Below are 14,548 nucleotides of genomic sequence, written 5' to 3'. Positions count from 1 at the left end.
TATGAAGAAGAAAAGTTTTTGGAGGCAAGGAATTTTAGCCCTTTGCCTGGCGTGTATGTGTTTCGCCTGTGGCGGTGGCGAAAAGAAAGCTCCGTTGGGGCCGTCTAAGGGACTGCCCGGAGAGTTGTTGTTGATTGTAGATGCTTCGCTTTGGAAAACGAGCGCCCGTGACTCGTTGGAAGATGTGTTGAAAGGCAGTGTGCCCGGTTTGTCGCAACATGAACCCATGTTTCGGATGATACGGATCTTTCCGGAAAATTATTCGGGGCAATACTCCACGATGCGCAATATCATCGAGGTACGTGAGGACCCTCAAGCCGATGGCGTGGAAATGGGAGTGGCGTATAATGTGAAAGCCGTGCCGCAGACTTATGTGAACATCAAGGCGCGGGACGCGGCTTCGCTCAACCATTTTCTGATGACCCATCGGGAGCAGATAACCGATTTGTTCCTTGCTTCGGAAATGCAGTGGGAAGCAGCGCGTTTGAAGAAAAAGTACAGCAAGATTGTGGACGACGCGTCGCGGGAACTTTTCGGCTATACGGTGAAGGTGCCGGCAGATATCGCTAAGGTCAAAAAGGGGGAACAGTTTATCTGGGCTTCGTCAGACCGTCAGACACAAGATATGAACTATGTATGCTACAGTCTTCCGTTGGCGGACAGCAGCATGTTGTTGACCAAACGGTGGGTAGAACTGCGTGATTCGGTCATGAAACGGAATATTCCCGGTTCGACACCCGAGAACTGGATGACCACCACACGTGAAAACGGCGAACCGTTGGTGGTGCAGCGGTCGGTTCAGTTGGCCGACGGGCGTCAGGTATATGAGATGCGCGGTCTGTGGGAGATGCGCAAAGGGGCGCTCGGCGGTCCTTTCGTGTCGTTGGCATATCCCGACTCTGCGCAGGGGCGTTTGTTGGTGACGGAAGGTTTTATTTATTCGCCCGATACGAACAAACGCGACCTGGTGCGCCGCATGGAAGCCGCCTTGCGTACGTTAGCTCCGATGAAACCTTGAAAAAAACGCTTCCTTCCTTGTGGGATGGGGCCGTTTTTCTTATCTTTGTTCTCACGAAGATAGGATGCGGTTCGGTATAGACCAATCAGAAAACTGCGTTTTCGTTTGTCTCTGCGCTCACCTTTCACTATCTTTGTACCAAATGAAAGTACGAATATGTCTGTAAAAAGAACCTTCCTGAGCGTTTGGGGAATGATACTGGCGGGAGTTGTGTGGGCACAACCCCGGCTTGCCGTAGACCGCGATGTGGCCAACATGGGTGAGATTATGTTTCAACTGCCTTCTAAAGTAAACTTTACGTTGCGCAACACGGGGACTGACCCGTTGAGTATCACGGAAGTCATCCCTTCATGCGGCTGTACGGCCGTAGACTGGACGCGCGAGCTGATAGCCCCCGGAGCGGAAGGTACGATCACAGCGATATATGACGCCAAGATGTTGGGCGTTTTCCAGAAAGACCTTGAGGTGTACACCAATGCTTCGGACGAGCCGGTTTATTTGCATATACAAGGGCGCGTGGTGTCTAAGCTGTCCGACTATTCAGGTTCTTTTCCCATAGATTTGGGGAATGTGCGATTGAATATCAATAATATAGAATTTGACAATGTGAATCGCGGAGATCATCCGATGGTGGAACTGCAAATCGTCAATATGGGGCGGAAGAGTTACAAGCCTTATCTGATGCACTTGCCGCCTTATCTTTCGGCACAGTATTTCCCGGAGACGTTGAGCGGCGGGCGTATCGGCAAGATCATGCTCACGCTGGACAGTGAGAAGTTGCACCAGATGGGGTTGACGCAGACTTCCATCTACTTGGCCCGTAAGGTGGGCGACAAGGTGTCGGAGGACAATGAGATTACAGTTTCTTCCGTGTTGTTGCCCGACTTTTCGTCTTTGTCGGCGAAAGACAGGGAACAGGCACCTCACATGGAACTTTCCGCCGACACATTGGACATGGGCGAACTGGGACGCAAGCGTAAGAAGTCGATGACAGTCCTTGTGAGCAATAAGGGCAAGCGTACGCTCGAAATCCGGACTTTGCAAGTCTTCAATAAAGCTTTGGCTGTGGGGTTGAGCGACCGGAATATCGAGCCGGGTGAGACGGCGAAGCTGAAAGTCACGGTGTTGGCTAAATATCTGAATAAAGTGAAGAGCAGCCCGCGCGTGTTGTTGATTACGAACGACCCTGCCCGCTCGAAAGAGATTATTACCGTAAACGTGAAGCAATAAAGATGACGGCTATGGAACATCCTGAGAACAGTGCGGAATATAAGGGACTGACCGTGAACAGCGGCGTAGCCCAACCTTCGATTGTGAACCCGTACCTGAAGCGCGGCCGGTACCGGCATCGGCAGATGTCGGCAGGGGATTATGTGGAAGGCATCCTGAAAGGGGACGTGACGATACTCGGACGGGCCGTGACGTTGGTGGAAAGTACGAACCCCGCCCATCAGGCCGTGGCGCAGGAAGTGATAGAAAAATGCCTGCCCCATGCCGGGCGTTCCATTCGCGTGGGCATCAGCGGGGTGCCCGGTGCCGGGAAAAGTACAAGCATTGACGTGTTCGGCATCCATGTGTTGCAGGAGTACGGAGGCAAATTGGCCGTGCTGGCCATCGACCCGAGCAGCGAGCGGAGCAAAGGGAGTATTTTGGGCGACAAGACCCGTATGGAGAAACTGGCCGTGCATCCCGACTCTTTTATCCGTCCCAGTCCCTCGGCCGGTTCGTTAGGCGGCGTAGCCCGCAAGACGCGTGAGACGATCATCCTATGCGAGGCTGCCGGTTTCGACAAGATTTTCGTGGAGACGGTGGGCGTGGGACAGAGCGAAACGGCCTGTCATTCCATGGTAGACTTCTTCCTGCTCATCCAGTTGGCCGGTACGGGAGATGAGTTGCAAGGCATCAAACGCGGTATCATGGAGATGGCCGACGGCATCGTCATCAACAAATGTGACGGGAACAACGTGGATAAGTGCCAGTTGGCCGCTACGCAGTTCCGCAATGCGTTGCACCTGTTCCCAGCCCCAGAAAGCGGATGGACGCCACAAGTGCTGACCTATTCCGGCTTTTACAATTTGGGCGTGAAGGAGATTTGGGACATGGTGTACCGTTATATGGATTTTGTGAAAGGGAACGGATATTTCGAACATCGGCGCAACGAGCAGTCCAAATACTGGATGTATGAGACCATCAACGAGCAGTTGCGCAACAGCTTTTTCCAGAACGAACAAATTGTATCCCGTCTGGCTGAAGCCGAAGCCATGGTGTTGTCGGGACGGCAAACCTCTTTCGTGGCAGCCAAACAGTTGCTCGATGAATATTTCGCCTCGCTCCGGTGAGCGGAGGTGGCGCGTAGGAAACAGCCGGGACGGATGTGTGGCATCCGTCCCGGCTGTTTTTCTTCTGGACAGGAAGCCCCGTCCTGTGTGTTTACGGTTACATCCGCTTCCGGATGGCTTCAGCGCATTCCTCCATCAGCCACTTCGGAGTGGACGTGGCCCCGCAGATGCCTACCGAACGGCAGTCCTCCAACCAGGCGAAATCGATTTCCGACGCGGCGTCCACCAGATACGAGCGTGGGTTCACGCTTCGGCATTCGTCGTACAAGACTTTTCCGTTGGAACTCTTTTTGCCGCACACGAAGAGAATCACATCGTGGCGCGTGGCGAAATCGCGGATGTGCGGCATGCGGTTGGCCACTTGGCGGCAAATGGTGTCATAGTAACGGAAGGTTGCTGTGGGAGAGATGTACGCGCCGATGTATTCCACGATTTTCCGGAAACCCTCCAACGGTTTGGTGGTTTGCGAATACAGGCAAATGTCCCGGTTGAAGTCCAGTTTGTCTACTTCTTCCGGCGATTCGATGACGATGGCCTTGCCGTCGGTCTGTCCCACGAGACCGAGCACCTCGGCATGGCCGTTCTTTCCGTAGATGACGATTTGTTTGCTTTCCGTGCCCCCCTCCTGGTATTCCTTTTTGATGCGTTCCTGTAAGTGAAGTACCACAGGGCAGGTCGCGTCTATGATTTCAATCCCGTTGGTTTCGGCTTGCCCGTACGTGGCCGGAGGCTCACCGTGGGCACGCAAGAGCACTTTGGCGTGATGCAAGGTCGAGAATGTGGCGTGGTCGATGGTGATGAGGCCGAGTTTTTTCAGACGGTCGCATTCCTTGCCGTTGTGCACGATGTCGCCCAGACAATAGAGCGTGGCTCCCCGTGCCAGCTCTTCTTCCGCCTTGTTGATGGCGCGGGTCACGCCGAAGCAGAAGCCCGACCCTTGGTCTATCTCTATCTTCATTTGTAAGAATCCTTTAAGTTTTAAACACTGTGCCGTACAGTCCCTTTTTCCGTTTTGCTGAAGTTGTCGTTTCGTTCTGCTCCGAATGGAAAATCAATCGGAGCAGAACGATTTTTCAATCTCAAGAGATTGATTTTTCATTCTCAGTAGATTTTTTAGCCGACTCTATCTTATTGGTATGCAATGGTTTGCATGTTTGTATGGAATCCTCTTTATTCCGCTCCGGCAGCTTTGCGGAACCGGGCTGCGAGCCATTCCTTTTGTTCGGAAATCGTCATGTGGCTGTTGTCCAGTTCTATGGCGTCGTCGGCCTTACGGAGCGGACTTACGGCGCGGCTCGTGTCTATCCGGTCGCGTTCTTTCACGTTTTCCAGGATTTCCTCGTAACTGCCTTTTTCACCTTTGGCCTGCAATTCGTCATAGCGGCGTTGGGCACGGATTTCGGGCGAGGCGGTCACGAATATTTTGAGCTCGGCATCGGGGAACACCGTCGTGCCGATGTCCCGTCCGTCCATGACGATACCTTTTTCCCGTCCCATCTGTTGTTGGAGGCTGACCATGGCTTCGCGCACGAAACCGAGTGCGGCCACGATGCTGACTTTGGACGATACGGCCAGCGTACGGATGTCGTCTTCCACCAACGCCCCGTCCAGATAGGTTTGTGGTTTTCCCGTCTCGGGATTGAGCTTGAAAGCGATGTCTATGTGCGGAAGGGCGGTTTTCAGGCGGTCGGTGTCTACCTCGTCGCCGTGGAATAGCCCGTGCCGGAGGCAGTAGAGCGTGACGGCACGGTACATGGCACCGCTGTCGATGTAAATATAGCCTATTTCGCGAGCTAAATCTTTGGCCATCGTGCTTTTTCCGCAAGAGGAAAAACCGTCTATGGCAATCGTGATTTTCTTCATGTCGTTCTGTATATTATAATAATGTATAAGCTGAAATGAGGACTTGTCTGTCCTTACAGGCGGTAGGACGCGTTGAAGACGAAAGACGGGGCGGACAGGTGGTACTGGGCGTATGCCAGTCCGAAACCGAAACGGGAAAGCAGGATGCCCGCACCGGCACAAAGACCGGCGGCGTGGGAAGAGCCTACCGCCTTCATTTCGTTGGCTTTCCGGAAGTTGTAACCCAAGGACAGGTACATGTAGTCGGTAGGCAGGAAATCCACGCCCGCTGCCAGATGGTTCATGAGCATCTTGCCTGTAGACAACTCTTCGCCCGATGCGAAATAGTAATCCTTGTCCCATCGTGTCAGGTCCACGAGGGTGACGGACACGCGGAATGGGGCGTGGTCGAATCCTTTCGTAAAACCGATTTGCATGGAGAAGGGCAGCTTTTCGTGAATTTCGCCGAATGCTTTTACCTGTCCGCCCAGGTTGCGCGCTACGGCCGACAACGAGAAATCCGTGTTCTCGTTGTAGTAATTTACGCCCAAATCTACGGCCAGTGCCACAGACGAATAGTCGCCGTATTTCGAATAGATGAACTTTCCTGTGGCACCACCGGCCCACCGGTCGTTCAGGTTGTAGGCATACATGCCGCTCAAAGCCATGTCCATGGCCGAGAAAGAGCCCACGGTGACGTTGTCGGCCGTGATTTCGTCCATGGTGCCGTAGTGGGCATATTGCGCCGTGACGCCCATTGTGGAACGTTCTCCCAATATCTTGACAAACGCCGCGCTCCCCACGTTACATCCTTGCAGGTAAGTCATGAAATTGAGATTCAGCGTCTTGTCACTTACGGAACTGAGCAGTGCGGGGTTGCTGAAAACGAGCGACGCGTCGTCCTCTATCAGGGAGATATTGCGTCCGCCCAAAGCCGTGGAATGTGCGGACACAGGCATTTCCAAGAAGTTGAACACGGAGTTGCTTTCTTGGGCATGCGACGCGGCAGCAAGCAGGATATATAATGCTAAAATAAGCTTTTTCGTCATCTGAAATGAATTTTGTGGCCAAAGATACGGATTTTCTGAAATATCTGATTATATTTGCGCGATAATTCCGTATGGGCATACCGTTATGCAGATATAACGTGAAAAAGTCCGATTTAGGGTGTGGAACGAAAAAAAATGTGAGATTGGAAAAAAAATGGGGCGAAGCGCATGAGATATAAAAAAAATGTGCTACTTTTGCCCTTGCATGAAGAATACGTAAAAAGCTAAATATAATATGGAAATTAAAAAATCATTGAGCGCGGATCTCGAAGGCAAGAAAGGCACTGGATTACTGATGGGCTTTGTCTTGGCTCTTTCGGCCATGTTTGTCGCATTCGAGTGGACACAGCATGACAAGAAGGTTATTGAAACAGAACCTGTATTCACGGCGGCGATTGAGGAGGACATGATTCCCATCACGCAACAGCCCGAAGTTGTGGCACCACCCCCGGCTGCAGCTCCGAAAATCGCTGAAATCATCAATATCGTGGACAATGAAACGGAATTGGTGGAGGAGGAAGTGGAAACTTCCGAGGAAGTGAACCAAGCCATTGTGACGACTCCGGGTACGGGGACAACGGCCGTAGCTACGGGACCGGTAGGCCCTGTGGTGGAAGAAGTGGACGAGAACCAGATTTATGACATCGTAGAGGAGAATCCTCGCTTCCCCGGTGGTGAAGAAGCTTGTATGAAGTGGTTGTCCGACAACATCAAGTATCCCCCTATTTGTGTGGAGCAAGGTATTCAGGGACGTGTATACGCTCAGTTCGTGGTGAACAAGGATGGTTCTATCGTGGATATTAAGATTGTGCGTAGTCCGGATCCTTATTTGTCGAAAGAGGCTGAGCGCGTGTTGAAGATGATGCCGAAGTGGAGTCCCGGTAAGCAAAGAGGTAAACCGGTACGTGTGAAGTTCTCATTGCCGGTGATGTTCAGATTGCAATAATATAATAAGATGTATAATGTAAGGAGGCTGCTCACGGCAGCCTCTTTTTGTGAAAAGTATAGCCTATGTATAATTGGAAAGAACTTTTAGACTACATTAACGGTGAGATTGCCGGAATGTCTTTCGAGCGTCAGCCGGCGGAACTCTATGCACCGATTCGTTACGTCCTTTCGATGGGGGGGAAGCGAATCCGGCCGGTATTGATGTTGATGGCTTATAACCTTTATAAGGAAAAGGTGGAGGTTATCGGATCCCAGGCCATGGCCATCGAGATTTATCATAATTATACGTTGTTGCACGATGATTTGATGGACAGGGCCGATATGCGGCGGGGTATGGCTACGGTGCATAAGAAATGGGACGACAATGCCGCGATATTGAGTGGGGACTCCATGCTGGTCATGGCTTACCGTTACATGCAGCAGGGTTGTCCGGTGGAACAATTGGGAAACGTTATGGGATTGTTTACGGAAACTGCCCTTGAAATAGGAGAAGGGCAGCAATACGATATTGAATTCGAGACCCGTGCGGATGTCAGCGAAGAAGAATATATAGAGATGATTCGTTTGAAGACATCCGTATTGTTGGCTTGCGCGCTGAAAATCGGGGCATGGCTGGGGGATGCCCCCCGGCAGGATGCGGAGCTTCTTTATCGTTTCGGCGAGAATCTCGGTCTGGCTTTCCAGTTGCAGGATGATTACTTGGATGTATATGGCGACCCGGCGGTCTTCGGTAAGAAAATAGGAGGGGATATCCTGTGCAACAAGAAGACTTATATGCTGATTAATGCGTTGGGGCGCGCTTTGCCTGCCGATCGTGAGCGGTTGGAGCAGTGGTTGGAAAAAGAAGAGGGGACTTATGCGCCTGAAGAAAAAATCGCCGCCGTAACAGAACTGTATGATAAGATGGGTGTCCGTGCCTTGTGCGACGAGAAAATCCGTTTCTATTTTGAACGGGCTCATGAAATTCTGGATAAGGTGAATTTGCCGGAGGAGCGGAAGGAACCGTTGTGGGAGATGGCGCAAAGTTTGTTGAATCGGAAGTCTTGAAGGAACGGGGAAGTCGGTGATGAGAATAATTGATACGCATGCCCATTTGTTCGATGAGGTTTTTGCCGAAGATTTGGAAGAGGTGGTTTCCCGTGCTTTGCAGAACGATGTGGAGAAGGTGTTTCTGCCCAATATAGATGAGACGACTATCACGTCCATGTTGGAATTGTGTACAAGGTTTCCGGGATTCTTTCATCCGATGCTGGGGCTTCATCCCACGGAGGTGAGAGCGGATTATGGCGAGGTGCTCGGACGTATGGAGGCACTGTTGCAAGCCGGCCATTCTTTTATAGGTATCGGTGAAGTGGGATTGGACTATTACTGGGACCGTACTTATTATAAAGAACAGCAAGAAGCCTTCCGTTGCCAAGTGGAGTGGTCGCTGTCATACGGTCTTCCCCTGATGATTCATTCCCGTTCCGCACAAAAAGAACTGGTGGACCTGCTCACTCCTTTTCGTACGAGAGGGGTTGCAGGAGTTTTCCATAGCTTTGGCGGCACGGTGGAAGAGGCACGGGAGTTGCTTTCGTTCGAAGGATTCATGATAGGAATCAATGGTGTGCTGACTTTTAAAAAGTCTGCCTTGCCGGAGGTGTTGCGGCAGATTCCGATAGAGCGGGTGGTGCTGGAAACCGATGCCCCTTATTTGTCGCCGGTTCCTCACCGGGGCAAAAGGAATGAAAGCGCATATATCCGGCACACATTGGTGAAAGTGGCGGAGGTTTACGGTTTGCCGGTGGAAACGGTTGCCGAACAAACATACGAAAATGCATTGAAAATGTATCCTGGCGCCCGTAAATGAAGCCGTCGAAAGGTTAAAATTAAACTTTTTGTAGGATGAGACGCACTTTTTGGGCTGAGTATGGTGATAGTCCGGAAAAAAAAGAATATTTTTGTACTCGAAAACGGAGGCATATCGTTTTTTTTTGTAACTTGCGCCCGTTTTGAGAAGGAGAGATGCTCGAGTGGCTGAAGAGGCACGCCTGGAAAGCGTGTATACGCCTAAAGCGTATCGGGGGTTCGAATCCCCCTCTCTCCGCTAAACATAAACGAGGAAATAATAATAATTAATATTAATCTTAAAAAATTAGACACACAATGAAAAAGTTATTTGCAATTATTGCGATGTTTGGAGTTTTTGCATTCGGTGCGACTCAGGCCATGATGGCACAGACTGACGAGGCCGCTGCTGCGGAATCGGATTCGGCTGCTGCAATGGTAGACAGTGCAGCAGTAGATTCGGCTGCCATAGATACGGCTGTTGTCGAGACAATGGATGCTACGGAAGAAACTGTTGCGCCGGTAGAGGAAGAAAGCTTCCATAAGGAATTGAAGACGAAGTTCATCGAAGGTGATGCAGGCTTCATGTCATTGGTTGCTATAGCCTTGGTGTTCGGTTTGGCATTCTGCATTGAACGTATCATTTACTTGAGCTTGGCTGAAATCGATTCTAAAAAATTGATGGCTCAGATTGAGGAAAGACTGAATGCAGGTGATGTTGAAGGTGCAAAGACGATCTGCCGTAACACTCGCGGTCCTATTGCTTCTATCTGCTATCAGGGCTTGATGCGTTTCGATGACGGTGTGGAGGATGTAGAGCGTTCTATTACGGCTTATGGTGCCGTGCAGGCCGGCTATTTGGAAAAAGGATGCTCTTGGATTACCTTGTTTATTGCTATGGCACCGTCACTCGGGTTCTTGGGTACTGTGATCGGTATGGTGATGGCCTTCGACCAGATTCAGCAGGCAGGTGATATTTCTCCGACTATCGTTGCCGGTGGTATGAAGGTGGCCTTGATTACGACAATCTTCGGTATTATCGTTGCATTGGTATTGCAGGTATTTTATAACTATATCCTTTCTAAGATTGAGGAAATCACTTCTAACATGGAAGAAGCTACTATTTCTTTGCTTGACATGTGTATGAAGTATAACTTGAAAAAATAATTAGCAATATGGCAGCAAAGAAATATATGACGTCATATTATGTCCTGTATGCTTGCTTTGCAATCATCGTATTGTTTTTCGCGGCATTCTTTGGATATGGATATGATAATCCCGTAGGAGATTATAACGCTCCTGTTTGTACGGAAGGTTTAATGTGGCTGATGTATGGTATGTTTGCCGTAACTTGCTTGTTGGCGCTTTGGAGTGTCGTTCGCGGCATTAAGATTTCCATGGGTTCCAAGGGAGGCGACATCAGCGGTGTGCCGGGGGCTAAGATTAGTGCTGTTTCTTTTGCCCTTTTGGTAGTTTCTTTAGTGGTAGGTTGGGTTTGTAACCTGAACGAGACCGATTTTACGGCAGCGGACGGAACTGTGACATCTGCCACTATGGTTACCGTAACTGATATGTTCTTGGTATCGATTTATATCATGTTGTTATTGACTACTGTTGCAGTTGTCTTTAACATGTCTGGTGTAATGAAGAAAAAGAAATAAAAACGTCTAATTTAAGAGTAGGAAATGGCAAGAAAAAAAAGAAAAGTACCTGGATTGAACGCCAGTTCAACAGCGGATATTTCTTTCATATTGCTTATCTTCTTCCTTGTGACAACTTCAATGGATACGGATTCCGGTTTGGCAAGACGCTTGCCGCCGCCGCCTGAAGATGAACAAAACGAAGCTCAGATAGACGTGAAAGAGAGAAACGTGTTGATGGTTAAAGTCAATGCAGCGGGGCAACTCATGTGTGGGGGGGATTTCATCGAGATCGACCAATTGTGCGATAGAGTGAAAGATTTCGTGAAGAACGAGAACAACAGTCCTAACCTGCCTGAGAAACATGCCAAGAATATTCCTTTGTTGGGAGTATGTGCGGTGACGGACAAGCATGTGGTTTCCGTACAGACCGACCGAGGGACAAGTTATAATGTGTATTTTCAGGTTCAGAACGAGTTGGTTCGTGCATACAATGAGTTGAGAGACGAGTTGAGTAAAGCCAAGTTCGGGAAACTTTATGGGGCTTTGGATGATGAGCATCAGGCTGCCATTCGCGAATACTATCCGCAGAAGATTTCCGAGGCAGAACCTAAAAATTATGGAGGGACAGACTAATGGGACGATTTAGTAGAGGCGGAAGCCGAGAAATGCCGGAATTGAATACATCTTCACTTCCTGACTTGATTTTTACCATTTTGTTCTTCTTCATGATCGTAACGACCATGCGTGAAGTTACCTTGAAAGTGAAATTTACGGTGCCTACAGGTACGGAATTGGAGAAGTTGGAGAAGAAATCTGCGGTTTCTTTCATCTATGTAGGGCCTCCGACAGACCAATTAAGGGCTGCAATGGGTTCGGGTACGAGAATCCAGTTGAATGATAGATTTGCGGAGCCGGCCGAGGTGATGGATTTCATTGCGGAGGAACGTACAAGAATGACAGACCAGGCTGCCCAGACTGTATCTATGAAAGTAGATCAACATACGCAGATGGGTATTATTACCGATATCAAACAGGTTTTACGTAAGTCGTGGGCCTTAAAGATCAATTATTCTGCTGCAAAGCGAAATTGATAAAGAGAAATCATTAAAAAACGGTATTTTCATTATGAAAATGCCGTTTTTTTTATGGATTTATACCAAGGTCTTTGTTTTTTCTTTATTTTTGCAATAAATAAACGAATAGATTATGGGGATTGCTAATTTGGATGCTCTTGACGAGCAGATTCTGAAATTAATTGCCGACAACGCACGTATTCCTTTTTTGGAAGTGGCTCGTGCTTGTCATGTATCTGGTGCCGCTATTCATCAGCGCATACAGAAGTTGACGCGCTTAGGGGTCTTGAAAGGTTCACAATATGTGTTGGACCCGGAAAGAATCGGTTACGAGACTTGTGCCTACGTGGGGCTTTTTCTGAAAGATCCTTCAGATTTCGATCGCGTGGTAGAGGAGTTGAGAAACATTCCGGAAGTGGTGGAATGTCATTATACAACTGGTGATTATGACATGTTTATCAAAATCTACGCCCGGAACAACCACCACATGTTGAGTATCATCCATGATAAGTTACAGCCTTTGGGCTTGCAACGCTCCGAAACCATTATTTCTTTTCATGAGGCCATTAACCGGCAGATGCCGATTCCTGAGATAAAGAATAAGAAGGGGAGCACGGAGAATATGGATGTAGAAGTGGAGGAAGAAGAATAATGGGGAGAAAGGAAAAGAGGTTGTCATGTCGGGAAGGCGGACAACCTCTTTTCCTTTCTTTTTAGGTCTTGTTATTTTATACGATTCTTCGTTTGAGACGGAATTTCTTAGGGGTATCAATGGTGGCTCTTTCTCTGATAATCTTTGAAGGAGAAAGGGCATTGATGTTTTTCGTCCCTATCATGTCGGGAACTTTGTATGAGTTCCCATAGCCGGATGTCGAAGGGCGGGAAGAAGGCATCCGCTTGTTGGGGCGTGTCTTCTATTTCCGTGAGATATAGTTTTTGGGCGAGTGGCAGGGCTTCTTTGTACACACTTTCACCGCCGATGATGAATATCTCTTCTTCTTCCTTACAATGTGACAGAGCTTCTTGTAAGCTACTGAATGTTTCCGCACCGGGGAAGACGGCTGCTTTGTTTTTACTCAGCACGATATTACGCCGGTTGGGCAACGCTCCTTTGGGAAAGGATTCAAACGTCTTGCGCCCCATGATGATGGTGTGTCCGGTGGTGAGTGCCTTGAAGCGCCTCAGGTCGTCGGGAAGCCGGTACAGCAAGCGGTTTTCAAAACCGATGGCACGGTTGCGTGCAATAGCTACGATAACGGATATCATGTCGGGATGGTTAGAGGGTTATACGGAAACCGCACCGGCAATGTGCGGCCAAGGATTATAGTCTTCCAATGTGAAGTCTTCGAACTTGAAGTCGAAGATGCTTTTCACGTCCGGATTGAGCTTCATGCGAGGCAAGGGACGAGGTTCCCGGGTGAGTTGCAGTTTCACTTGTTCCAGATGATTCTTATAGATATGTGTGTCTCCTAACGTGTGTACGAAGTCGCCTGCTTTCAGTCCCGTCACTTGTGCCATCATCATCAACAACAGGGCGTATGATGCAATATTGAAGGGAACGCCGAGAAACGTATCCGCACTACGCTGGTAGAGCTGGAGGCTCAATTTCCCGTTAGCCACGTAGAACTGAAAAAAAGCATGGCAGGGAGGCAGGTTCATGTTCCCGAGATCGCCGACGTTCCATGCACTGACGATGATACGGCGCGAATCGGGATTGTGTTTGATGGTATCCACAGCCTCTTGTATCTGGTCTATGAATCCCCCTTTATAGTCCGGCCACGAACGCCACTGATACCCGTAAATATGTCCCAGGTCGCCGTTCTCGTCCGCCCATTCGTTCCAGATCCTTACGCCGTGTTCCTGCAAATATTTCACGTTGGTATCGCCTTGCAGGAACCAGAGCAGTTCGTAGATGATGGATTTCAGGTGTAACTTCTTTGTGGTAAGCAGCGGGAATCCTTCTTCGAGGTTGAACCGCATCTGATGGCCGAATACACTGAGGGTACCCGTACCCGTACGGTCGCTTTTTTCCACGCCTTCCTCCAGTATTCTGTGTAACAGGTCGAGATATTGTTTCATGCTTAATATTGTTTTATTCTTTTTTCTTCTTGATAAGGGTGGTCAGCCAATCGTTGGCGGCTATGCAGAGCATGACTACACCCACGACATACAACAGGTCGGTGAAGTCGATAATCCATTCAATGACGATAAGCCCTACGCCCCAACAGGCATTCTTGATGGCAGATTGTTTGAGCAATTGGTTTCTCCTATCTTCGTCTACCGTCCGTTTTTCCGGGTCATACGCGGATCTTTCTATTCTCATGTTCTTTTCACGATGAGAACGGTATATCAGGTAGACGGCCAAAAGTACGAGGAGGACAGGAATGAGGAACAGGATTACGGTAAGTACCGTAAGGAGCACGCCGCCAATTCCGAGAAGTCCGGATATGAAGTCCAAAATCCCTTCGTTTCCCAAGTCTTCCATGAGAGAAAATGTGTGGGAGTAAACCGATGGAGGAGCATTCCACGTGCTGTCGTCAACCACGTCTTCCAGAGCCGACACCGTATCGGAGTAGACAGTGATGCCATTTTGTGCCAAGGTAATATTTTGTGCGAGACAAGCCCATAAAAGGCAAAGCCATATTTTGAGCCGTATGACGGGAAATATAGGGCGTTTCATGTGATAAGCTGTTTGATTTTTGGGACAAAGATAGCGAAAGGCGAGCGCAGAGACAAATGAAAACGAAGTTTTCTGGTTTGGCTATGCCGAGCCGCATCCTATCTTCGTGGGAACAAAGATAGCGAAAGG

At 49.3% G+C, this 14,548-nt stretch carries 17 protein-coding genes and 1 tRNA gene; 12 read left to right on the top strand and 6 right to left on the bottom strand.

Annotated elements, in window-relative coordinates:
• Position 1 precedes the first annotated feature (1 nt).
• From HMPREF9441_RS04935 to meaB, 3 genes are all read left to right on the top strand, one after another.
• The gene (locus HMPREF9441_RS04935) at positions 2-1,018 is read left to right on the top strand and encodes a DUF4837 family protein (RefSeq protein ID WP_244949622.1); all 1,017 of its coding nucleotides are present in this window, start codon (positions 2-4) and stop codon (positions 1,016-1,018) included.
• Positions 1,019-1,174: 156 nt separating this feature from the next.
• On the top strand, positions 1,175-2,248 hold the full coding sequence (locus HMPREF9441_RS04930) for a DUF1573 domain-containing protein (RefSeq protein WP_008618687.1): 1,074 nt from the start codon (positions 1,175-1,177) through the stop codon (positions 2,246-2,248).
• Positions 2,249-2,259: 11 nt separating this feature from the next.
• Positions 2,260-3,357: a methylmalonyl Co-A mutase-associated GTPase MeaB gene (gene meaB / locus HMPREF9441_RS04925; protein WP_021981012.1), complete on the top strand. Its 1,098-nt coding sequence runs from the start codon at positions 2,260-2,262 to the stop codon at positions 3,355-3,357.
• Positions 3,358-3,454: 97 nt separating this feature from the next.
• On the opposite strand, the gene HMPREF9441_RS04920 is transcribed toward meaB, so the two are convergent.
• The 3 genes from HMPREF9441_RS04920 to porQ form a co-directional block, all read right to left on the bottom strand.
• Positions 3,455-4,315 (bottom strand): 4-hydroxy-3-methylbut-2-enyl diphosphate reductase, encoded by an 861-nt coding sequence (locus HMPREF9441_RS04920; protein ID WP_008618685.1) that lies wholly within the window; start codon positions 4,313-4,315, stop codon positions 3,455-3,457.
• A 212-nt stretch (positions 4,316-4,527) separates the two neighbouring features.
• The gene (gene cmk / locus HMPREF9441_RS04915) at positions 4,528-5,220 is read right to left on the bottom strand and encodes a (d)CMP kinase (RefSeq protein WP_008618684.1); all 693 of its coding nucleotides are present in this window, start codon (positions 5,218-5,220) and stop codon (positions 4,528-4,530) included.
• A gap of 53 nt (positions 5,221-5,273) precedes the next feature.
• Positions 5,274-6,248 carry a type IX secretion system protein PorQ gene (gene porQ / locus HMPREF9441_RS04910; RefSeq protein ID WP_008618683.1) on the bottom strand — a complete coding sequence of 325 codons (975 nt, stop codon included), beginning with the start codon at positions 6,246-6,248 and terminating at the stop codon, positions 5,274-5,276.
• A 235-nt stretch (positions 6,249-6,483) separates the two neighbouring features.
• On the opposite strand from porQ, the gene HMPREF9441_RS04905 reads away from it, so the two are divergent.
• The 9 genes from HMPREF9441_RS04905 (at position 6,484) to HMPREF9441_RS04865 (ending at position 12,391) form a co-directional block, all read left to right on the top strand.
• Complete coding sequence (locus tag HMPREF9441_RS04905) at positions 6,484-7,194, top strand: energy transducer TonB (protein WP_008618667.1); 711 nt, start codon at positions 6,484-6,486, stop codon at positions 7,192-7,194.
• A 65-nt stretch (positions 7,195-7,259) separates the two neighbouring features.
• Positions 7,260-8,243: a polyprenyl synthetase family protein gene (locus HMPREF9441_RS04900; RefSeq protein ID WP_008618664.1), complete on the top strand. Its 984-nt coding sequence runs from the start codon at positions 7,260-7,262 to the stop codon at positions 8,241-8,243.
• 19 nt (positions 8,244-8,262) lie between these two features.
• On the top strand, positions 8,263-9,045 hold the full coding sequence (locus HMPREF9441_RS04895; protein ID WP_008618663.1) for a TatD family hydrolase: 783 nt from the start codon (positions 8,263-8,265) through the stop codon (positions 9,043-9,045).
• A 149-nt stretch (positions 9,046-9,194) separates the two neighbouring features.
• A tRNA-Ser gene (locus tag HMPREF9441_RS04890) sits at positions 9,195-9,282 on the top strand.
• A 59-nt stretch (positions 9,283-9,341) separates the two neighbouring features.
• A complete protein-coding gene (locus HMPREF9441_RS04885) occupies positions 9,342-10,190 on the top strand; it encodes a MotA/TolQ/ExbB proton channel family protein (protein WP_008618662.1) in 849 nt (282 codons plus the stop codon).
• An 8-nt stretch (positions 10,191-10,198) separates the two neighbouring features.
• Positions 10,199-10,684: a hypothetical protein gene (locus HMPREF9441_RS04880; protein ID WP_008618661.1), complete on the top strand. Its 486-nt coding sequence runs from the start codon at positions 10,199-10,201 to the stop codon at positions 10,682-10,684.
• Between the two features lie 24 nt (positions 10,685-10,708).
• The gene (locus HMPREF9441_RS04875) at positions 10,709-11,299 is read left to right on the top strand and encodes an ExbD/TolR family protein (RefSeq protein ID WP_008618660.1); all 591 of its coding nucleotides are present in this window, start codon (positions 10,709-10,711) and stop codon (positions 11,297-11,299) included.
• Entirely contained in the window at positions 11,299-11,757 is a 459-nt protein-coding gene (locus HMPREF9441_RS04870; RefSeq protein ID WP_008618659.1) for an ExbD/TolR family protein, read from the top strand. The genes HMPREF9441_RS04875 and HMPREF9441_RS04870 overlap by 1 nt, the downstream gene beginning before the upstream one ends.
• 115 nt (positions 11,758-11,872) lie before the next feature.
• Positions 11,873-12,391 (top strand): Lrp/AsnC family transcriptional regulator, encoded by a 519-nt coding sequence (locus HMPREF9441_RS04865; protein WP_008618658.1) that lies wholly within the window; start codon positions 11,873-11,875, stop codon positions 12,389-12,391.
• Positions 12,392-12,507: 116 nt separating this feature from the next.
• Here the strand turns inward: HMPREF9441_RS04865 and HMPREF9441_RS04860 are convergent, their stop codons facing one another.
• Genes HMPREF9441_RS04860 through HMPREF9441_RS04850 form a run of 3 tightly spaced genes read right to left on the bottom strand, consistent with a single transcriptional unit; the run spans position 12,508 to position 14,419 of the window.
• Positions 12,508-13,005 carry a dihydrofolate reductase gene (locus HMPREF9441_RS04860; protein WP_008618654.1) on the bottom strand — a complete coding sequence of 166 codons (498 nt, stop codon included), beginning with the start codon at positions 13,003-13,005 and terminating at the stop codon, positions 12,508-12,510.
• A gap of 18 nt (positions 13,006-13,023) precedes the next feature.
• Positions 13,024-13,818 (bottom strand): thymidylate synthase, encoded by a 795-nt coding sequence (locus HMPREF9441_RS04855; RefSeq protein WP_008618652.1) that lies wholly within the window; start codon positions 13,816-13,818, stop codon positions 13,024-13,026.
• A gap of 13 nt (positions 13,819-13,831) precedes the next feature.
• Positions 13,832-14,419, bottom strand: coding sequence for a DUF6249 domain-containing protein (locus tag HMPREF9441_RS04850; RefSeq protein ID WP_008618650.1), 588 nt, complete (start codon positions 14,417-14,419; stop codon positions 13,832-13,834).
• Positions 14,420-14,548 lie beyond the last annotated feature (129 nt).

It is taken from the genome of Paraprevotella clara YIT 11840 (assembly GCF_000233955.1).
In the GTDB taxonomy this organism is placed as follows: domain Bacteria; phylum Bacteroidota; class Bacteroidia; order Bacteroidales; family Bacteroidaceae; genus Paraprevotella; species Paraprevotella clara.
This window is presented reverse-complemented; position numbering and strand designations above follow the sequence as displayed.